The sequence below is a fragment of the Streptococcus bovismuti genome, assembly GCF_042436615.2.
Classification (GTDB): domain Bacteria; phylum Bacillota; class Bacilli; order Lactobacillales; family Streptococcaceae; genus Streptococcus.
Genome location: NZ_JBHMFR020000008.1, coordinates 29,104 through 50,948 on the forward strand (window position 1 = coordinate 29,104; position 21,845 = coordinate 50,948).

Annotated in this window: 15 protein-coding genes; 14 read left to right on the top strand and 1 reads right to left on the bottom strand. The window is 42.3% G+C overall.

Features of this window, described 5'->3' with window-relative positions:
* Positions 1-32 precede the first annotated feature (32 nt).
* Positions 33-1,328: an adenylosuccinate lyase gene (gene purB, locus ACERDH_RS08355; protein ID WP_386686141.1), complete on the top strand. Its 1,296-nt coding sequence runs from the start codon at positions 33-35 to the stop codon at positions 1,326-1,328.
* A 210-nt stretch (positions 1,329-1,538) separates the two neighbouring features.
* Here the strand turns inward: purB and ACERDH_RS08360 are convergent, their stop codons facing one another.
* On the bottom strand, positions 1,539-2,255 hold the full coding sequence (locus ACERDH_RS08360; protein ID WP_031237756.1) for a GntR family transcriptional regulator: 717 nt from the start codon (positions 2,253-2,255) through the stop codon (positions 1,539-1,541).
* A gap of 318 nt (positions 2,256-2,573) precedes the next feature.
* Between ACERDH_RS08360 and ACERDH_RS08365 the strand changes: the two genes are divergently transcribed.
* The 13 genes from ACERDH_RS08365 (at position 2,574) to ACERDH_RS08425 (ending at position 21,638) form a co-directional block, all read left to right on the top strand.
* Positions 2,574-4,361 (top strand): glycoside hydrolase family 35 protein, encoded by a 1,788-nt coding sequence (locus ACERDH_RS08365; protein WP_033681001.1) that lies wholly within the window; start codon positions 2,574-2,576, stop codon positions 4,359-4,361.
* Complete coding sequence (locus tag ACERDH_RS08370; RefSeq protein ID WP_020903315.1) at positions 4,358-4,834, top strand: PTS sugar transporter subunit IIB; 477 nt, start codon at positions 4,358-4,360, stop codon at positions 4,832-4,834. The genes ACERDH_RS08365 and ACERDH_RS08370 overlap by 4 nt, the downstream gene beginning before the upstream one ends.
* 26 nt (positions 4,835-4,860) lie before the next feature.
* Positions 4,861-5,766: a PTS mannose/fructose/sorbose/N-acetylgalactosamine transporter subunit IIC gene (locus ACERDH_RS08375; protein WP_386686146.1), complete on the top strand. Its 906-nt coding sequence runs from the start codon at positions 4,861-4,863 to the stop codon at positions 5,764-5,766.
* The gene (locus ACERDH_RS08380; protein WP_020903317.1) at positions 5,753-6,574 is read left to right on the top strand and encodes a PTS system mannose/fructose/sorbose family transporter subunit IID; all 822 of its coding nucleotides are present in this window, start codon (positions 5,753-5,755) and stop codon (positions 6,572-6,574) included. Before ACERDH_RS08375 ends, ACERDH_RS08380 begins: the two co-directional genes overlap by 14 nt.
* Before the next feature lie 3 nt (positions 6,575-6,577).
* Positions 6,578-6,982 (top strand): PTS sugar transporter subunit IIA, encoded by a 405-nt coding sequence (locus ACERDH_RS08385; RefSeq protein WP_261032122.1) that lies wholly within the window; start codon positions 6,578-6,580, stop codon positions 6,980-6,982.
* A gap of 99 nt (positions 6,983-7,081) precedes the next feature.
* Entirely contained in the window at positions 7,082-8,248 is a 1,167-nt protein-coding gene (locus ACERDH_RS08390; RefSeq protein WP_386686151.1) for an SIS domain-containing protein, read from the top strand.
* A 316-nt stretch (positions 8,249-8,564) separates the two neighbouring features.
* The gene (locus ACERDH_RS08395; protein ID WP_386686154.1) at positions 8,565-9,602 is read left to right on the top strand and encodes an aldose epimerase family protein; all 1,038 of its coding nucleotides are present in this window, start codon (positions 8,565-8,567) and stop codon (positions 9,600-9,602) included.
* A 136-nt stretch (positions 9,603-9,738) separates the two neighbouring features.
* Complete coding sequence (locus ACERDH_RS08400; RefSeq protein WP_045597438.1) at positions 9,739-10,935, top strand: CAP domain-containing protein; 1,197 nt, start codon at positions 9,739-9,741, stop codon at positions 10,933-10,935.
* A gap of 312 nt (positions 10,936-11,247) precedes the next feature.
* Positions 11,248-17,187, top strand: a complete 5,940-nt coding sequence (locus ACERDH_RS08405; RefSeq protein WP_386686158.1) for a ZmpA/ZmpB/ZmpC family metallo-endopeptidase — start codon at positions 11,248-11,250, stop codon at positions 17,185-17,187.
* A gap of 199 nt (positions 17,188-17,386) precedes the next feature.
* A complete protein-coding gene (locus ACERDH_RS08410) occupies positions 17,387-18,718 on the top strand; it encodes a glycosyltransferase (protein ID WP_386686161.1) in 1,332 nt (443 codons plus the stop codon).
* A 1-nt stretch (position 18,719) separates the two neighbouring features.
* The gene (locus ACERDH_RS08415) at positions 18,720-20,075 is read left to right on the top strand and encodes a sodium:solute symporter family transporter (RefSeq protein ID WP_386686164.1); all 1,356 of its coding nucleotides are present in this window, start codon (positions 18,720-18,722) and stop codon (positions 20,073-20,075) included.
* Entirely contained in the window at positions 20,059-20,763 is a 705-nt protein-coding gene (locus ACERDH_RS08420; protein WP_386686167.1) for an acylneuraminate cytidylyltransferase family protein, read from the top strand. The genes ACERDH_RS08415 and ACERDH_RS08420 overlap by 17 nt, the downstream gene beginning before the upstream one ends.
* Complete coding sequence (locus tag ACERDH_RS08425; protein WP_386686170.1) at positions 20,760-21,638, top strand: glycosyltransferase family 52; 879 nt, start codon at positions 20,760-20,762, stop codon at positions 21,636-21,638. Before ACERDH_RS08420 ends, ACERDH_RS08425 begins: the two co-directional genes overlap by 4 nt.
* The last annotated feature ends 207 nt before the right edge of the window (positions 21,639-21,845 follow it).

Genomic DNA, 21,845 nt, shown 5'->3' on the forward strand with positions numbered 1-21,845 from the left:
AACAGGTTACGAAGAAAGGAAAAATTAACAATATGATCAACCGTTACTCTCGCCCTGAGATGGCGAACATTTGGAGTGAAGAAAATAAATACCGTGCTTGGCTTGAGGTGGAAATCTTGGCTGACGAGGCATGGGCTGAGTTGGGAGAAATCCCTAAGGAAGATGTGGCTTTGATTCGCGAGAAAGCGGACTTTGACATCGACCGTATTTTGGAAATTGAGCAGGAGACTCGTCACGATGTGGTTGCCTTCACACGCGCGGTTTCTGAGACTCTTGGCGAAGAGCGTAAGTGGGTCCACTATGGTTTGACGTCTACCGATGTGGTAGATACGGCCTACGGTTACCTCTACAAGCAGGCCAACGACATCATCCGTCGTGACCTTGAAAATTTCACCAACATCATCGCTGATAAGGCTAAGGAGCACAAGTTTACCATCATGATGGGTCGTACCCACGGTGTGCACGCTGAACCTACAACCTTTGGTCTGAAATTGGCAACTTGGTATAGCGAAATGAAGCGCAATATCGAGCGTTTCGAGCATGCAGCTGCTGGTGTAGAAGCTGGTAAAATCTCTGGTGCGGTTGGGAACTTTGCCAACATCCCACCATTTGTGGAGCAATACGTCTGCGACAAGCTTGGTATCCGTGCTCAAGAAATCTCTACACAGGTGCTTCCTCGTGATCTTCATGCTGAGTACTTTGCAGTTCTTGCCAGCATCGCGACTTCTATCGAACGTATGGCGACTGAGATTCGCGGTTTGCAAAAGTCTGAACAACGTGAAGTGGAAGAATTCTTTGCTAAGGGGCAAAAAGGGTCTTCAGCAATGCCTCACAAACGCAACCCTATCGGTTCTGAGAACATGACAGGTCTTGCGCGTGTTATCCGTGGTCACATGGTGACAGCCTATGAGAACGTGGCTCTCTGGCACGAACGTGATATCTCTCACTCATCAGCTGAGCGCATCATCACACCAGATACGACCATCTTGATTGACTACATGCTCAACCGTTTTGGAAATATCGTCAAGAACTTGACAGTCTTCCCAGAAAACATGATCCGCAACATGAACTCGACATTTGGTTTGATTTTCAGCCAACGTGCTATGTTGACCTTGATTGAAAAAGGTATGACCCGTGAGCAAGCCTATGACTTGGTACAACCAAAAACAGCCTACTCTTGGGACAATCAAGTAGACTTTAAACCACTTCTTGAAGCAGATCCAGAGGTAACTTCTCGCCTCACTCAAGAAGAAATCGATGAAATCTTCAACCCTCTTTATTACACCAAACGAGTGGATGATATCTTTGACCGTCTTGGTTTAGGATAATTAGAATAAAAATCGAAGTTCTATTACTCTATTTATAGGAGTAGAAGAACTTCGATTTTTATTTTGTCTTCAAGTATTTTTGATAAAAATTACCTATATTTTAGTAAAATTTAAACAAATTTAGTCTATCTTAATTTACATATAGAAAATACATTTTTAATGTCATATAATAAACATAGAAAAAGCCCAAGCAAGGCTTAGGCTTTCTTCTTAGTGATCACGGTCACATGAAATGAATTTGATTTTGTAGTAATCTGCGCGTTTATATGTTTCGCTGTATGCGAGAACTTGACCAGTAGACTCTAGTTTAGTAGTCTTGGTTTGTAAAACGGTTGGGAATTGTTCATCGACTCCGAGGACCGAAGCCGCATGTTCTGGAGTTGGAAATGCTATTTCATTGATTTCTTCAAAATGTTCATCATTCATGTGAATGTGGTAATCCAATTTGAAACGGTTATAGATAGAGCTATAATATTCAAGATTTGGATAATTTGCGTTGATGTATTGTTCTGGAATGTAAGATGTATGGTAGATGTACACAACACCACCCGTTTCGCGAACGCGTTCAATCTTGTAGTAGAACTGATCTCCGCGTAGTCCAAGTTTTTCTAAGTAGCTTAGTTTGTTTCCACGCTCAATAGAAAGGACGGTAACTTTATCATCTTTAGTTTCAAAAACTTCTACATCTGAAAACTCTACGAGTTTGTGTTTGCGTGCGCGTGAAACGAATGTACCCTTTCCTTGTTGACGGACAATATAGCCATCCTTGGCAAGGTCGTTTAAAGCGCGAACAACTGTGATAGAACTCACATCATACATTGCAATCAATTCAGCTTCAGTGTAGAATTTATCTCCACTGGCAAATTGACCAGAAATGATTTTGTTCTTTAACTCATCTTTAATATATTGATACTTTGGAATTGCCATATTTTCACCTCGATTTTCCTTCTCCGTTAAAGATTTTACCATAAAACTGGAAAGAATAGTAGCCTTTTGAATAAAAAAATTAGAATAATAGGCTATAAGGTTAATTTACATAGGAATAAATAGAAAAACCTACATTTTTATACATGGTGCTAAAATGTTGTTATGACTATAGATTACAAGATTTTTATAAGTTTTTTGTGTAAAATTTAGTGAAAAATGAAAAAAATTGTGAAAACCTATTGACAAATGTAAGATATTGAGATATATTTACTATATCAACAAATGAAAGCGTAAACTTTATTGTCAGAAGGTAAGAATATGACACGATTTGAGATACGGGATGATTTTTATCTCGATGGAAAATCATTTAAGATTTTATCTGGCGCCATTCATTATTTTAGGGTTCCTCCAGAAGATTGGTATCATTCGCTCTATAACTTGAAGGCTCTTGGTTTTAATACAGTAGAGACTTATGTGGCCTGGAATTTACACGAGCCTCGTGAGGGTGAGTTTCACTTTGAAGGAGCTCTGGATTTGGAGCGATTTCTTCAGACAGCACAAGATTTGGGTCTCTACGCTATCGTTCGTCCGTCACCCTTCATCTGTGCGGAGTGGGAATTCGGTGGCTTACCAGCTTGGCTTTTAACCAAAGATATGAGGCTTCGTTCCTCAGATCCTGCTTATATTGAAGCTGTCGGTCGCTACTATGACCAGCTCTTGTCACGGTTGGTGCCACATTTGTTGGACAATGGTGGCAATATCCTTATGATGCAGGTTGAAAATGAGTATGGTTCTTATGGCGAAGATAAGGCTTACCTAAGAGCAATTCGACAGTTGATGGAAGAACGTGGCGTAACCTGTCCCCTCTTTACATCAGATGGTCCCTGGAGAGCTACTTTGAAAGCTGGAACCTTAATCGAAGATGACCTCTTTGTGACAGGGAACTTTGGTTCTAAGGCACCTTATAACTTTTCACAGATGCAGGAATTCTTTGATGAGCATGGCAAGAAATGGCCGCTCATGTGTATGGAGTTCTGGGACGGCTGGTTCAATCGTTGGAAAGAACCGATTATCACACGGGATCCAAAAGAGTTGGCAGATGCAGTTCGAGAAGTTTTGGAACAAGGCTCTATCAATCTTTACATGTTCCACGGTGGTACAAACTTTGGCTTCATGAATGGTTGCTCAGCTCGAGGGACTTTGGACCTGCCACAAGTTACATCTTATGATTACGATGCCCTTCTAGATGAGGAAGGAAATCCAACTGCCAAATATCTGGCAGTCAAGAAGATGATGGCAACACATTTTCCAGAGTATCCGCAGTTGGAGCCACTCTACAAAGAGAGTATGGAGTTGGATGCTATTCCACTAGTTGAAAAAGTTTCCTTGTTTGAAACCTTGGATAGCTTGTCAAGTCCAGTAGAAAGCCTCTATCCTAAAAAGATGGAGGAGTTGGGACAAAGCTATGGCTATCTACTTTATCGAACAGAAACAAACTGGGATGCAGAAGAAGAAAGACTTCGTATCATTGACGGTCGAGATAGGGCTCAGCTTTATGTCGATGGTCAGTGGGTTGAAACCCAATATCAGACAGAGATTGGGGAAGATATTTTTTATCAAGGTGAAAAGAAAGCGCTATCTAGGCTAGATATCTTGGTAGAAAATATGGGGCGTGTCAACTATGGACATAAGTTCTTAGCGGATACGCAACGTAAGGGAATTCGGACAGGGGTTTGTAAGGATTTGCACTTCTTACTAAACTGGAAACACTATCCACTTCCTCTAGACAATCCTGAGAAAATTGATTTTTCAAAAGGATGGGCAGAAGGACAACCAGCCTTTTACGCTTATGACTTTACAGTCCAAGAGCCAAAAGATACTTACCTAGACTTGTCTGAGTTTGGTAAGGGAGTTGCCTTTGTCAATGGGCAGAACCTAGGACGTTTTTGGAACGTCGGCCCAACCCTCTCGCTTTATATTCCTCATAGCTATCTCAAGGAAGGTGCCAATCGTATCATTATCTTTGAAACAGAAGGTGAATATAAAGAAGAGATTCATTTAACTCGTAAACCTACACTAAAACACATAAAGGGGGAAAACTTATGACAATTGTAGGATGCCGTATCGATGGACGTTTGATCCACGGACAAGTAGCCAATCTATGGGCTGGAAAACTAAATGTTTCACGTATCATGGTTGTAGATGACGAAGTTGTCAACAACGACGTTGAAAAGAGTGGTTTGAAACTTGCAACACCACCAGGTGTGAAGTTGAGTATTTTGCCAATTGAGAAAGCGGCAGCCAATATTCTTGCTGGAAAATACGATAGCCAACGTCTCTTTATCGTGGCTCGTAAACCAGACCGCTTCCTTGGTTTGGTAGAAGCAGGTGTACCAATTGAAACCCTTAATGTTGGGAATATGTCTCAAACACCAGAAACTCGCGCCATCACACGTTCTATCAACGTAGTGGACAAGGATGTGGAAGACTTCCACAAATTGGCAGAAAAAGGTGTTAAACTTACTGCTCAAATGGTTCCAAATGATCCAATTTCAGACTTTTTGAGCTTATTAAAATAGGAAAAAATTTTTAGGAGGTCATTGTTATGATACAATGGTGGCAAATTTTACTTCTCACTTTGTACTCAGCTTATCAAATCTGTGATGAGTTGACGATCGTTTCATCTGCAGGTTCCCCTGTATTTGCTGGTTTCATTACTGGTTTGATTATGGGAGATGTGACTACTGGTCTGCTTATCGGTGGTAACTTGCAACTGTTCGTTCTTGGGGTTGGTACCTTCGGTGGTGCTTCTCGTATTGACGCAACTTCTGGTGCGGTTCTTGCAACAGCATTCTCAGTTTCACAAGGAATCGCTACAGACCTTGCGATTACAACAATCGCTGTACCAGTAGCAGCACTTTTAACATACTTCGACGTTCTTGGACGTATGACAACTACTTTCTTCGCACACCGTATTGATGCTGCAATCGACCGCTTTGATTACAAAGGTATCGAACGCAACTACTTGCTTGGTGCGATTCCTTGGGCTTTATCTCGTGCCCTTCCAGTCTTCTTCGCGCTTGCATTTGGTGGTGAATTTGTACAACACGTAGTAGACTTCGTTACAAAATACCAGTGGGTTGCAGATGGTTTGACACTTGCAGGACGTATGCTTCCAGGTCTTGGATTTGCAATCTTGCTTCGTTACCTTCCAGTTAAACGTAACCTTCACTACCTTGCAATGGGATTTGGTTTGACAGCTATGTTGACTGTTCTTTACTCATATGTAACAGGTCTTGGTGGCGCTGTTGCAGGTATTATCGGTACTCTACCGAAAGATGTTGCTGAAAAAATTGGTTTCGTGAACAACTTCAAAGGTTTGTCTATGATTGGTATCTCTATCGTAGGTATCTTCCTTGCAGTGCTTCACTTCAAAAATAGCCAAAAAGTAGCTGTAGCAGAACCTTCTACACCATCAGAAAGTGGGGAAATCGAAGATGACGAATTCTAATTACAAACTTACAAAAGAAGATTTTAATCAAATCAACAAACGTAGCTTGTTTACTTTCCAATTGGGTTGGAACTACGAACGTATGCAAGCTTCTGGTTACCTTTACATGATCTTGCCTCAATTGCGTAAAATGTATGGGGATGGAACTCCTGAATTGAAAGAAATGATGAAAGTTCATACTCAATTCTTCAATACTTCACCATTCTTCCACACCATTATCGCTGGTTTTGACCTTGCCATGGAAGAAAAAGATGGTGTGGGTTCAAAAGACGCCGTTAATGGTATCAAGACAGGTTTGATGGGACCATTCGCTCCTCTTGGAGATACAATCTTTGGTTCACTTGTACCTGCGATCATGGGATCTATCGCAGCAACTATGGCTATCGGTGGTCAACCTTGGGGTATCTTCCTTTGGATTGCAGTTGCAGTAGCGTATGATATCTTCCGTTGGAAACAGTTGGAATTTGCCTACAAAGAAGGGGTTAACCTTATCAACAATATGCAAAGTACCTTGACAGCTTTGATTGACGCTGCATCTGTACTTGGTGTCTTCATGATGGGTGCTCTTGTAGCAACAATGATCAACTTTGAAATTTCTTACAAGTTGCCAATCGGTGAAAAGATGATTGATTTCCAAGACATCTTGAACCAAATCTTCCCACGTTTGCTTCCAGCAATCTTTACTGCCTTTATCTTCTGGTTGCTTGGTAAGAAAGGTATGACCTCTACTAAAGCTATCGGTATCATTATCGCTCTTGCAGTAGGTCTTTCTGCCTTTGGTAAATTTGTACTTGGAATGGGCGCATAATTTATGGCTAAATCATTAATTTTGGTGAGTCATGGTCGCTTCTGTGAAGAACTTAAAGGTAGCACTGAAATGATCATGGGTCCACAAGACAATATTCATGCAGTGGCTCTTCTTCCAGAAGATGGTCCAGAAGAATTTACTGCGAAATTTGAAGCTGCTATTGAAGGATTGGATGATTTCCTAGTCTTTGCGGATCTTCTCGGTGGAACACCATGTAACGTGGTCAGTCGTTTGATCATGGAAGGTCGTGACATCGAACTTTATGCAGGAATGAATCTTCCAATGGTGATTGAATTTATCAATGCGAGCCTTACAGGTGCAGATGCGGACTATAAGAACCGTGCTGCAGAAAGCATTGTGAAAGTCAATGACCTGTTAGCGAGTTTCGATGATGACGAAGATGAATAAGATGTGACGACGTGAAAATTGTTAGAACATATTTCATAGAATATACATGGGAATGGGGCTTACTCCCATTCCCATATTTAATAGAAAAAGAGGAATTCAATGCTACATTATACAAAAGAAGACTTGATTGAATTGGGTGCAGAAATCACTACACGTGAAATCTACCAACAGCCTGATGTATGGAAAGAAGCTTTTGAGTCTTATCAAGCAAAGCGCGAAGAAATTGCAGCCTTTCTACAAGGAATTGCTGATAAACATGACTATATCAAGATTATCTTGACAGGTGCTGGGACTTCTGCTTATGTGGGAGATACCTTGGTACCTTACTTTAAGGAAGTCTATGACGAACGCAAATGGAATTTCAATGCCATTGCGACCACAGATATCGTTGCCAATCCAGAAACTTATTTGAAAAAAGATGTGGCAACTGTCCTAGTATCTTTTGCTCGTAGTGGTAACTCGCCTGAAAGTGTGGCGACTGTTGATTTGGCCAAATCCTTGGTGGATGAGCTTTACCAAGTGACGATTACTTGTGCAGCGGATGGTGAGTTGGCTCTTCAAGCCCATGGCGATGACCGCAATCTTTTGCTTTTGCAACCAGCAGCCTCTAATGATGCTGGCTTTGCCATGACTTCAAGCTTTACGTCTATGATGTTGACAGCTCTCTTGGTCTTTGATCCTACAGAATTTGCTGTGAAAGCTGAACGTTTTGAAGTTGTATCTAGTCTTGCCCGTAAAGTTCTAGACAATGCAGAAGATGTCAAAGAGCTTGTTGACCTAGACTTTAACCGTGTTATCTACCTAGGTGCTGGTCCTTTCTTTGGACTTGCTCATGAAGCTCAGCTCAAGATTTTGGAATTAACAGCTGGTCAAGTTGCGACCATGTATGAAAGCCCAGTTGGCTTCCGTCACGGTCCAAAATCTCTTATCAACGAAGATACGGTTGTTTTGGTCTTTGGTACAACGACAGACTACACTCGTAAGTACGACTTGGACTTGGTTCGTGAAGTTGCTGGTGACCAGATTGCTCGTCGTGTTGTGCTTTTGAGTGATCAAGCTTTTGGTCTTGAAAATGTCAAAGAAGTGGCCTTTGGTTGTGGCGGTGTCTTGAATGATATTTACCGTGTCTTCCCTTACATCGTTTATGCCCAACTCTTTGCCCTATTGACTTCACTCAAGGTAGAAAATAAACCTGATACACCGTCTCCTACAGGTACAGTAAACCGTGTGGTACAAGGCGTGATCATCCACGAATATCAAAAGTAATACTCTTCGAAAATCTCTTTAAACCATACTAGTGTAGCCTTGCCGTAGGTATATGTTACTGACTTCGTCAGTCTTATCCGGCAACCTCAAAACAGTGTTTTGAGCTGACTTCGTCAGTTCTATCTGCAACCTCAAAGCAGTACTTTGAGCAGCCTGTGGCTAGCTTTCTAGTTTGCTCTTTGATTTTCATTGAGTATAAGACAGTATTTATGAATTCTTGATAAGAGGATTTGTAAATCATACAAGTAAACCATAGATTGTGAATGGACTTTCTATGGTTTGTTTGCTTAATAGAATTAGGAAGAAGGAAAAACGAATGAAAGCATACACAGAGCGTGTGTTCGGAAGAGTTGATGAACAAGATGTCCTAGCTTATTGCTTTGAGACTGATGCTGGTTATCAATTAGAGGTTATGACTTATGGGGCGACTATCTTGCGCTATGTCACACCTGACAAGGCTGGAAACTTTGCCAACGTTATTTTGGGATTTGATGACTTTGACAGCTATGTAGGCAATAGTCCCAAGCATGGAGCTAGCGTAGGTCCTGTGGCGGGGCGTATTGCAGGTGCGACCTTTGAATTAAATGGCAAGACATATGACCTTGAAGTCAACAATGCTAGCAACTGTAACCACAGTGGTTCAACTGGTTGGGATTCTAGTTTATTTGAATTGGTCGAGGTGAGCGACCATGGCTTGACCCTCTACACAGAGCGTACAGATGGGACAGGAGGATTCCCTGGCAATCTTAAAATCTGGATTAGCTACAACTTAGAAGAAACTGGTGCCTATGAAATCAGCTACAAGGTGACGACCGATCAAGATACGCTGGTCAATCCAACAAACCACAGCTATTTCAACTTGTCTGGTGATTTCACGCAGACGATTGACCGTCATGTCTTCCAACTAAATACTGAGGGCATTTACCCAATCGCTCCCGACGGTGTTCCTGCCAAAACTCCAGAAGCCAACCGTGATGTGGTCAAACACATCTACAATGGTGCCTTGTTGAAAGATATCTTTGCAGAAGAAGATGAGCAAATCCAGCTGGTATCAGGTTTGGATCATCCATTTGTCCTTCCTGCAGGTCATGACAATGCTGGATTCCTTTATGACCAAAACTCAGGTCGCTTCCTGCTTTTCAAGACAGAAGCTCCTTGCTTTGTAGTTTACACAGCAAACTTTGTGGATGAGAGTGTCATCATAGGAGGTCAGCCAATGGTACAGCACAATGGGATTGCCCTTGAAGCGCAAGCTTTACCAGATGCCATTCACAGTGACCTCAAAGACCAAGTCATTCTCAAAGCAGGTCAAACCTTTACAAGCAAGACACGTTATGAGCTTGTTGTGAAATAAAAGGATAGGAATTTCTACTTTTTGGGGAATAGTATTTACCTTATAACATTAGTAGAAATGGGCAAAGAATAGGAAAATATGATATAATTTAATATTGAAAATACCTATCCTATCTAAAGGATAAAAGGAGAAAAAAATGAAGAAAATTGTATTTGCTAGCGCCTTGGCTTTGACTTTAGCTGGAGCAGTTTTGACAAATGATGTTTTTGCCAATGACAGACTTGTGGCAACACAATCTGCAGATGGTAGAAATGAAAATGTCTTGAGCTCAGAAGTGCTTAACCCTGCTAGTGGCAATGTTTTGGTTGGATTAAAGGGAGAATTTTTGACTCCAGACCAACAAGCTATCTTAGATGCCATCAATGCTATCCGTAAAGAGGCAGCTGACGAAGGTTTGGTAGATAAGTATGTCCCTATCAAATGGTCGACTGACCTAGAAAAGGCAGCTTTTGCCAGAGCTGCAGAAGCTTCTGTAACCATGGACCATACTCGTCTTTCTGGTAAAGAAATCTGGAGCGCCTTCCCATCAGGAAACAGTGTACTAGGAGAAAACTTGGGTTGGAACCATGATGGTTTTCTAAAAGCTCTGGAACAATGGCGTGCTGAAAAAGCAGACTACGTGAAGAAAAAATCAGGTGGTTCAACAAATGGTGGATCTGGTCATTATCAGACTTTGATTAGTCCTAAATTTACACACATGGGGATTGCTGCCTTTAAGAACCCAAATAACCCATATAATGCCGTAACGATTGCTCAGGCTTTTGGTGATGCTGCTACTTCAGAAGAGTTGGTAGGCAGTTACGGTCCTGCTATTCAATATGCAGAAGTGACTTCATCTAACTTGTCAACAGTTAAAAATAAAGCAGTCGTAGTTGAAAAAGCGCTGAAAGAATTTAGAACTTCTAGTTCAGACCAATCTGGTTGGGTGAAAACAGATGGAAAATGGTATTTCTATGAGTCTGGTGATCTGAAGACAGGCTGGGTGAAAACGGGTGGTAAATGGTACTACTTGGATGACCTAGGTGTCATGCAGACAGGATTTGTAAAAGTAGATGGTAGCTGGTATTACTTGAGTAGCTCAGGTGCTATGTTTACAGGCTGGGGTACAGACGGAAATAGATGGTTCTACTTTGATGGCTCAGGAGCTATGAAGACAGGCTGGCTCAAAGAAAATGGAGTTTGGTACTACCTTGATGCGTCTGGTATCATGAAGACAGGTTGGTTTAAAGTTGGCCAATACTGGTACTATGCATATGGCTCTGGAGCTTTGGCAGTCAGCACAACAACACCAGACGGTTATAAAGTAAATGGAAATGGTGAATGGGTAAACTAGAAACTAAAGAGTTGCTTTCATAACTTTAGATAATCTATATTTGTTACTATAATTTTAAAGATGGAGAGAAGAAATAGTGCTTCTCTTCATTTTTTGTTGACAGTTTATTTCTGAAAAATCGTAAAGTAAGTGTGGTGGGAAGTTCGTCTTAGCTTTTTCAAATCAGTTAATTACTTAGTTACTTGATTTTTCCCATCCGTTCAATTGTATATCTATCCCTAGAATCTTTTAAAAAGTTGATGTATAATGGAAAGAGTTGTATATTTTACAATAAATTAACATACTAATTTAAAAATGTAAAAAGAGGGGAATATGAATTTCAAAACTAGTGGAGAAGAAAGACAGAATTTCTCATTAAGAAAATTGGCAGTTGGTCTTGTATCTGTGGCAGTTGCGTGTTTCTTTTTGATGGGAACTGGCCTACAGACTGTATCTGCCCAAGAATCTCATACCGTTAATTATACTTATGTTTTAGAGTCGGATTTAACTGACGAAGAGAAGGGTCTCTTGGTTACATCCCTACCACAAGTAGCGGAAGAAACAGACGCTACCTACTATCTGGTTTATCGAGCAAATCAAGTATTGCCCAATACGGGTACTAGCTCTCCATTGGGGACTGTTGCCTTGGTGGCAGGTCTTAGTTTGCTGGTTGTAGTAGTTCTTAAGGGACCTGATGGCAAGAGAAAGATTAGTCGATTCTTGTTAGTAACAGCTCTAGGCAGTCAGTTGCTGTCTCCAACTGTCCTTGCTTTGACGAGCGAGACACTAGCTGCTTATAACACCCAATTATCGGTCCAGGCAGGAGATGCCTTGCCAGCTCCGGTTGATATTCCTGGTTATACTTATCTAGGATATGTGGAAAATAAGCCAGCTCTTTCTGTACAGATAACTAGCAAACCAGCAGAATCTACTGAAAATCAAGAGATTAAATTAGAAAACAGTCAATCTCAGGAAGTAGTTACTACTCATTCAGCAGATTCGACTATGGGAACTGAATTTGTCAAGCAGTCAAATGACAGCAAGTCTAACTTAGAAAATGTAGATATCTCAGCAGCTACGGCTCCATCTTCTAAAAATGAGGATACTAGTCAGCAACCGGCAGTTTCTCAGAGTCAGGAGAGTAAGGATAGTCATGTTGTAAAAGGTGAGGAGCCAGTCCAAAAACAAGAACCGGCTACAGCTCCTGTAACAAATTCAAGCCAAACTGGTGGGAATCGAGAACAGGTAAATCCAGTCCAGCCAGCTCCGACTAGACCAAGAACAGAGGGACAACAAGGGGGGACACCTTCTCCTATAGAGCCTCAACCACAAGAAAATAATGAAACTGTAGTACAAGCAAAAGGTACACAAGAGTCAGGTCATGAAGGCGGATCCCTAGTTCAACCAGTGCCACCAGCGTATACGGATCCAATCAGCACTCAAGGGACCCAAGAGTCGGGTCATGAGGGCGAGGCCCTAGTTCAACCAGTGCCACCAGCGTATACGGATCCGATCAGCACTCAAGGAACCCAAGAGCCAGGTCATGAGGGCGAGGCCCTAGTTCAACCAGTGCCACCAGCCTACACGGATCCAATCAGTACTCAAGGAACTCAAGAGCCAGGTCATGAGGGTGAGGCTCTAGTCCAACCAGAACTACCAGCCTACACAGACCCAATTAGCACTCAAGGCACCCAAGAACCAGGTCATGAGGGTGAAGCTCTAGTCCAACCAGTGCCACCAGCGTACACGGATCCAATCAGTACTCAAGGAACTCAAGAGCCAGGTCATGAGGGTGAGGCTCTAGTCCAACCAGAACTACCAGTTTACACAGGTCCTCAGGAGGGATCTCCAGTTGATCCAACAGTGCCAGAGTCTACAGAAGTTGTTAGCAGTAAGGGGACTCAAGAAATTGGTCACGAAGGCGAGGCTGCTGTAGCAGAGGCTCTCCCTGAACTGCCTTTGACAAGTCATCATCGTACAGTAACAGAAACCATTCCTCATGAAACTGAAGAAATCGAAGATGCGACCATCTTAAAAAATCGCCGAGAAATTGCTCAGGAAGGAAAAGACGGTTTACGAACAATCGAGTATGAAGATTATCTCCTAAATGGTAAGGTAGAAGCTAGCAAGGAAATCTCACGTACAGAAGTAGAGCCAACCAAAGAGATTGTCAAGGTTGGTAGTCTTGTTAAAACCAAACCAACGGTTGAAATCACTAATCTGGTTAAAGAGGAGAGCAAAAAAGCAGTAGCAGTCAACTATCACTTAGATGACCCAACGTCTGCTTTTGTTAAGGCCAAGGCCCAAATTTACCAAAATGGCACATTGGTCAAAGAGGTGAACTTGAAAGATCCATCAGCACAACAGACGATTGATGGCTTGGACTACTATACCTCGTACAATCTGAAGACTTACCTGACCTATAATCTAGGCCAATCTGATCAGGAAAGTACAGAAGTATCAACGAAAGATTTTCAGTTAGACTATAAGAAAATTGAAATCAAAGATGTGGATGAAGTGGGGCTCTATGGTAAGGAAGATGGTCACTACCGTCGTTATCTGAACCTATCAGAAGTACCAAGCGATTTGTCACCTTATTTTGTCAAAGTCAAATCAGACAAGATGAAAGAAATGTTGCTACCAGTTAGCTCTATTAAGGAAACAGAGGATGGGAAATACAAGGTAATCGTTGCCTTCAATGAACTGGTTCAAGAGAAAGGTTCAGCATACAAGGATAACTATAGCTTCACAGTTGATAAGCAAAAGCTTGCCAAGGACAGTGTCTATACTTCCTTCAAGAAACTGATTGCTGCCATGCAAGATAATCTCGCTGGAACCTTTAAACTTGGAGCTGATATGACAGCTGATGAAGTGGCCCTAGCTAAAGGTCAAACCAGCTATGTGACAGGAACCTTCACTGGTAACCTTATCGGTGCGAGTGATGGGCAACCATTTGCGATTTATGACCTTAAGACAGCCTTGTTTGATAATTTGACCAAGGCTACTGTGAAAGATATTGACCTTAAAGCGGTAGCGATTAAGAGTCAAGAAGACACAGCCAGCCTAGCAAAAGTGGCCACTAACAGCCAAATTAGTAATGTAGCTGTAGAAGGTCAATTGACAGGTAGCAAGTCAGTTGCAGGTTTGGTAGCAAAGGCTCAGGATACAGAAATAAGCAATAGTTCCTTTACAGGTAGCATTCAGGCCAAGCATACAGATGCTTCTCCTTACTATGTGGGAGGTATAGCAGGGCTCCTATCTGGTAATAAGGCTAAGATTGATAAGGTAGCTGTTGATGCAAGTATTTCTAGCAATGCCCGCAACAATGACCAATTTGCGGGAGGTATTGTAGGGAAAGTTCAAAGTGGTGCTTTGGTCTCTCATGCACTAGCAAGTGGAACCATCCTCAATACGACAACCTATCCACGTGTCGGAGGTATAGCTGGTTCTACATGGCAAAATGGCCGTATCCATCATGTTGTCAGCATGGTTAATACTGGAGATGGTTATGCCATCACAGGAGACCAATATAAGGGAGCGGACACCAAAGATGCTAGCACTACCGTTGAGAACAAGAAGGCCGATCTCTATGCGACCTCAATCACCCAAGACCAGGCTAGAGAAAAGGTTCAGTCTTATGGTATGACAGTGACGCTAGATGATACAGGTCAAACGCTCAAGGACAATCAACGAAGTGTGGACTATACTCAGTTAAACCAAGGCCAAGCTAGTCGAAAAGTTGCTTATCACAATATTGAGAAATTGATGCCTTTCTACAACAAAGAGTTAGTGGTTCACTATGGAAATCAAGTTGATCCTACTGATAAGCTCTATACTACAGAACTGCTGGACGTTGTACCAATGAGGGACAATGATATCATCACAGATATTCAGGCCAATAAAGCAACGATCAATAAGCTTATGTTGCATTTTGCCGATAATACAATCAGCTATCTGGATGTCACCTACAAAGAAGATTTCAAAAATACACAAATTGCAGAGTACAGCGTAGCAGGTAAAAACTTTATCTTTACACCAGAGGCCTTTTTATCTGACTATACGAAAGTGACCAATCAGGTCCTAGCAGATTTGCAAGGGGTCGAATATGACTCAGCAGCTATGAGAAGAGTTCTGGGCATTGAGGCAGATGCTTCACTTGATCCGCTATATTTGGACAAAGAATTTGAAAAAGTTAAAGCCAATATCGGTGAACATCTCCGTAAAGTGCTAGCCATGGACAAGTCTATCAATACGATGGGAGATAGTATAGCAACCTACATTAGCGAAAAAATCAAAAACAACAAGGAAGCTTTCTTGCTTGGTTTAATCTACCTCAATCGCTGGTACAATATCAACTATGATCACATCAATACGAAGGATCTCAATACCTATAAGTTTGACTTTGATGGCAATAGCACAGCTTCAACCTTGGATACCATCATTGCCCTGGGTCAGAGCGGTATGGAAAATCTCAAGGCATCAAATAATATAAGTGCCTATGAAACAACCCTGGCCCCTGCAAAAGGTCGTAAGACAGTGACTGATTTACTGGAGTCTTACAGAAAACTCTTCCTACCAACTAAAACCAATAATGAATGGTTGAAGACAAATACCAAGGCCTATATCGTAGAGAGTAAGTCAGCAATTCCAGAAGTGCGTGCCAAACAAGAGTCAGCTACACCAGATAGTAAGTATACGCTGGGAGTCTATGACCGTATTACGGCACCAAGTTGGAAATTAAAAAATATGCTCCTACCGCTATTGACATTGCCAGAAGAGGATGTTTATGTGATTTCAAACCTTTCTACCTTGGCCTTTGGTGGCTACGAACGCTATCGTGACCGTGTCAATAATACAGTCTTGTCAGGAGAGGAATTGCGCCAGTATGTCCGTGCTAAGGTCGACCAGTCGGCTGAATGGCAACGAGACCACTATGATATCTGGTACCATCTCCTTTCACCAGAATACAAAGAAAAACTCTTCCGTTCAGTCATGGTGTCAGATGGCTTTGGTATGAAAGATAGCAATAGCAAGTATTACTGGGCTACCCTGTCTGATAAAGCCATTGCTTCTATCTACAACTTCTTTGGACCAACTGGTAAGTGGTATGGGGAAAGTAAAGGAGCTGGAGCTTATGCCAACGGTTCAGAGGTTCACTATGTCAGCGACCGCTTGTTGGATAAGTACGGAACATCTGTCTATACCCATGAAATGGTTCATAATTCTGACGGACATATTTACTTTGAAGGAAAAGGTCGTCGTGAAGGATTGGGAGCAGAGTTGTATGCCTTAGGACTGTTGCAATCTGCTGACAACCTAGATAAGGATGCCATTGTCTTGAATACTCTCTATAAAGGGGATAAGGATTCACTAACTCGTTTGCATACTTATGACCCGACAAGCCGCTTCACATCAGCTGCAGCCTTGCAAGAGTATGTTCACGGTATGTACGATGTCTTGTACACCTTGGATGCTATGGAAGCCAATGCCATTCTAACCAAGTCTAATGATGTCAAGAAAAAATGGTTTAGAAAAATAGAGAATTTCTACATTGAGGACAAGTACCATAAACAAACTCATGCTGGAAACTCTGTTCGCCCATTGACAGATGCTGAAGTAAGTAAACTAACTAGTCTGGATGCCTTGATTGACAATGATATCATCAACCGTCGGGCTTACCGTGATAAGAGTGACTATACTCGTAATGGCTATCATATTATCAGCATGTTCTCACCGATTTATGCTGCCCTCAGCAATCCAAAGGGTGCACCTGGTGACATCATGTTTAGAAAGACAGCCTACGAATTGTTGGCAGAAAAAGGTTACCAAGATGGCTTCTTACCATATGTATCCAACCAATATGCAGAAGAAGCTAAACGAAACGGGGACATTACCTATTCAGATTGGCTTAGGAAAGATGTGGGACTCATTACTGATAGCCTCGTATTGAAAAATGTCTTTGCCAACCAATACGCTTCATGGTCTGATTTCAAGAAGGATATGTTTAATCAACGTATTCGTAAGCAAGATCAGTTGAAACCAATCACCATTCAGTATGAACTTGGTGTACCAAACAGCAGCAAGGAAATTACAATCCGTTCAGCTGCCCAAATGCAAGAACTGATCAATCAAGCAATGGCAAAAGATGTGGCTAACATTGATCGTGCAACCGATCATGCACCTGCAAGTTGGGTCCACTTATTAAAACAAAAAATCTACAATGCCTACCTACGTAGCACAGATGATTTCAGAGAATCGATTTATAAACAATAAGAAAACTCCCTCAAGCTATCCTGTCTAAGCCAGTCTATCTTGCAGATGGTCAGTCTTTGTGATAGAATAGCATAAAGTCCTTTTGAGGGGGAACTTGCTAGGAAATCCCCAAGCATTGTAACGGATGAACCACCCTCGCCTTTTTGTGAGGGTGGTTTTTCGTCTGTAAGAAGTAAATAATAGAGAAAGAGTGTATAGCATGTCGAGAATTGTCACTATCCATCCAGCCAAGGAAATCCATCGCTATGGCTTTGAGAGTACCCAAGTCTATCGAGCCCGTATAGCACGACATCTGGGTTTGGAATATGTCCATCTTGTGTCGAGTCCTCAGCTTCGTCCTGATTGGAAGAAAGACTTGATCAAGTTAGGATTTTTAGAAGAGGAACTGCTCTGTGTTCCTCATAGTTTTTCAGATATAGGCCATGCAGACTTATCAGTGAAACCAGAAAGTCTAACGCTAGCAGACGGAGATCAGGTGGAACTCAATGAAGACGGTTTTGTGGCCTCTGTTACCCTAGGAGATGGCTCGGGGAGATATTACTATACCAAGGGTCCCTTCTTGTTTGAAGATTTCAAGGAAAAGGAACTGCGTTGGTATCATGAAAATGGAGAATTGGCTCTGGAAGGACGCTTTATCGATCCCTTTAAAGAACCCTCTCCTGTCACTATCTTTTACCCAGAATACATCTATCGCATAGGAGGAGAAATCCGTTCTGAAGAGGACTTGCTGGTCAAGTTCTTAGCTAAATGGGCAAAACAGACCGACCTCTTCATCCGTGACCAACAAATCGTTCCCAAACCCAGCCTCTGGCGTTACATGGAAAACACGGACAAAAATTACTATGAAGTCGTCCATGAAAATATCATGCGAGACTTACGCCTCGCCAATCTGCGCCAGACAAACAAATACTTGGTTGCCAGTGAAGTGTTAACTGATACGTTAGCGAAACAAGGGTATGATACTAAGTTTTTACCACCAATGTTTACAGAAAAATTAGGTCGGCTAAGAAAAATCGGACCTGTTTTGGACTATTGTCTAGTGGGCCATATGGGAGAAGGCAAAAACGTTGAACTTGCCATTGAAGCCTTTATCGAACTCTACAAACGTGGCTCCAAGGCCCAGATTACCTTTTATGGTGGCACAGAGGAACGTCTAGAAGAGCTACGCAATCGCTACGACCTGCCACCAACCATTCACTTTAAAGGTATCGTTGACGAAGTGCCTTATCATCTCCACCAATGTTATCTGTCGGCAAGTTACACAGAATTATTTGCCAACGCCTGCGTCGAAGCCCTCAATCAAGGTTTGCTGGTCTTATTATCAAATGTGGAGATTGCCCATCGTTTCTATGCTGGCCAGTCCAATGCCATCAACTTGTTTAAAACCAAATCAGAGTTAATTCAAACGATAGAAGAGATGGAAGAGCCTGATTTTTATCTATCGAATGAAAAAAATCTAGCCTTAGCCTCTCGCTATTCTCTGGAAAAAGTAGCTCAAATATATAGAGAACTACTAGATAGGAACTTCTAGGATGTTGGGAATTCTAGTCACCCTATTGCTTTATTTCGGCTTGATTTCCTGGATTGCCTATCGGAAAAAAGGGAGCAAAGAGGACTATTATCAGGTTAAGAAAGCTGTTCCGGTGACAGTTTTGGCCTTCTCAGTCTTTGCGACCTTGCTTAGCCCCATTTCCTTTCTGACTCTGGTCGGGAATGCCTATACAGGCAGGTCCTATCTCTGGTTTGCCCAGTGTGGCATCTTTCTAGCCATTTCGCTGGCTCATCGCTACTTTTTGCCCCTCTATCAAAAGGGAAACTATGAGACAGCCTATCATCTTTTAGAGGACAAGTTTCAATCGGCAGGCATTCGTTCACTGGCTTCAGGGCTTTTCATCCTCTACCAGTTGGGGCGAATAGCAGTGGTGACCTACTTGTTGTCTCAGGCCTTAGAGCCCTTTATCCCTATCAATCCGCTGGTCTTGTCAGCTTTACTCCTTCTCTTGACGGTCTATTATCTGGCAAGTGGTGGTCTCTTGGTTGTGCTGTGGACGGACTTCTTTCAGGGCTTGGTCCTGCTAGCTATACTAGCCCTCTTTCTACCAAGAATTGCCCAATCTGGTTTAGTCATGAATAGCAGTCAACAGCTATCTCACTTTGCAGAGATGCTGGATGGGAAGACGGTCTTTATCTTAGTTGCAGGAGCAGGTTTTAGTAGTTTGTTTTCCTACGTTTCCTCGCAGGATATCGTCCAACGTTTTAATAGCAAAATGGGGCGTCAGAAGATTGGAAAAATCTTATGGCTACAGGGACTCTTGTCCTTTGGGATTGCTAGTCTACTCTATCTGATTGGCTGCTTAATTCGTCAGGAAAATTTCGCTACCACATCGACCAATCCTGTCCTCATTGCTTACGCTCGGGAGGGTCTGGCACCTTGGTTTGGTGGTTTTATCATGCTGGCTCTCTTGGCAGCAGGCCAATCTACGGTCTCATCCAGTATGAATGCAATCGTGACCTGCTTGAAGTTGGATTTCGCCTGGTCAAAGATTCGCTGGTCGCCAAGCCTCCTATCCTTTGCCTTAGCAGGCCTGTCCTGGCTCCTCTGCCTCTTACTCATGAATGCAGAAATCTACTCCATCTACGAGTGGATTAACGGCTTTATGGGCCTGACACTAGGTGTGATAGGTGGTTTGTATCTCTTGGTCTTACTCCTTAAAAAACCGAGTTTACCACTAGCCAAAATCTATCTGATCTTTAGTCTAGGAGCCTTGGTTCTCTATCATTACAGTGGCCTTTTTGCCAATCCCACTCCTTGGTTAAATAGCATCATCACCACCCTATCTGCTCTTTTTATCTCAATTCTAGGAAGACTATATGAAAGCAAAATCTAAACCCATAGCCGTCATTTTAATCCGTTCGGGTTCACGCGGATTAGTGGATAAAAATATCAAACCTCTTGCAGGCAAACCCTTGGTTTTCTATACCATCGAAGTCGCTCTAGCCTCCAAGTTATTTAGCGACATCTGGGTTTCCTCAGATTCACTAGCCTATCTAGAACTCTGTCGTCAAGCCTATCCAGAGATTCTTTGTGTCCACAGACCAAAAGAATTGGCCCTCTCAACAACCTCTAGCTTAGAAACCTTACGAGACTTTTTACAGCCCTTTGAGGAAGAGCAGGTCTTTGTGAATCTGCAGGTGACCTCACCCCTGAGAGAGGTGGAGCACCTCATCGAGTCCTACCAACTCTACTGTCAGTCTGGCGCCGACCATCTGATTTCTTGTGTCAAGGCGGACAAGAGTCGTAGTCTTTTTTTGCAGTTGGAGGAGTCGTCATTTATCCGTCCGCCTCAGGTTTCCAAGCACTATGCTCGGCAAAAAGAGCCTGTCTATTACTATCCCAATGGTAGTATCTGGATTTCTCGCAAGGACCTTTACCTACGAGATGAGACCTTTTACACGGATAAGACAGTAGCCTATGAAATGCCCAAACTCTATTCTTATGATATCGACGATGCCTTGGACTTTGAAGTCGTTGAGACCTTGCTGCAACATCACCACCTAGGAGAATCAAAGAGATGAAACACCTCATCATTGCCACAACGCCCTTGCAGGCCAAGATTGCCCAGCATATCAAGAGACTCTATCCTAATCAGGACTTTGTCAGCCTTTATGTCAGTCCTGTCAAAAATGCCCGTCAGGAGCATTATGCCAAGGATTTTGACCATGTTCATTATCCTCAAACGACAGAGGACTTGGCTCAGATCTGTCAGGATATAGCCGGAGACTATGACACCATCTTTTATGCTAGTTTTGACAATAGCTTGATTCTGGACCTAGTTGCTAGTTCGACCTACCAGCACCTCATGAGTTTCGATGATGGCTATGCAGATATTTATCCTTTGGGAATGTATGCTTGGCCTCTCCAACCCAGTCAGGTGGGCTCTTTGGGCTTGACCAGAGATGATTTGATTGAGCGGACGGAAAAGCACTATACCCTCTATCGCAGTGACTACCATGTCGTAGCTAGAGAAAAGCTGGTCTATCTGGAGCATTTTTTTGACCTACCTCAAGCACCCGTTTCAAATGGTAAGACGGTCAAGGTCCTGCTGGGGCAAAAGTTCTCCGAAGAGGACGACCAAATCTCCATCCGCTTTATCAGCACCTATGCCAAGGCCTTGGCCATTGACCTCTATCTACCCCATCCCAAGGAAACCTTCACTATCCCTGATGTGACCTACTTGGAGACGGAGCTGATCTTTGAAGATGTCCTTGCCCAACTCTTGCAAGAATATGAGTTCGTTCATGTTTATCACTTCACCTCGTCGGTCAGTCTCCACTTACAAGACCTGCCCCATGTGACCATCACAGGCATTTCCCTCCCCTACTATGAGGACCGTCAAAAAGAATTGCGACGATTGGGTTGTCAGTTTGAAACGGTTTCACTTGGCTGGTAGCATAAATGTATATTTTTAAATATGCAAATCCATACCTCTGTATGGATTTTTTATATATACATATAGTGAAAAACTATAGTTTGAATAATCAAAAAGTGCTTAAATTTCTTGTATAAGCGTTATAGAAGTGTTAAAATACAAGTGTTGGGTTTTAGAGTTTATTAATTGTTATTCAATATAATAATATGATAAATTTTAAAAACTATA